This window comes from Planomicrobium sp. MB-3u-38 (genome assembly GCF_002836425.1).
GTDB classification, from domain to species: domain Bacteria; phylum Bacillota; class Bacilli; order Bacillales_A; family Planococcaceae; genus Planococcus; species Planococcus okeanokoites.
In genome coordinates this window covers 1-211 of sequence record NZ_PJBO01000036.1, presented here as the reverse complement: position 1 = coordinate 211, position 211 = coordinate 1, and the positions used below count along the sequence as shown (strand labels likewise).

Genomic DNA, 211 nt, shown 5'->3' with positions numbered 1-211 from the left:
GCCCAGCGACGTCCTACTCTCACAGGGGGAGATCCCCCAACTACCATCGGCGCAAAAGAGCTTAACTGCCGTGTTCGGGATGGGAACGGGTGTGGCCTCTTTGCCATTGTCACTGGACTATGTGGTTATTTCTGAAAGACAAGTTTTATTATATCAACTCTGGCGAGTTTTACAAGCCCTTTTTTAGCAGCTTTCCGCCTTTTTTATTCTT

The 211-nt window shown here is 47.9% G+C and carries 1 rRNA gene; it reads right to left on the bottom strand.

The window, feature by feature from the left end:
- Window positions 1-117 (bottom strand): 5S ribosomal RNA (gene rrf / locus CXF70_RS08065).
- Between the last annotated feature and the right edge of the window lie 94 nt (window positions 118-211).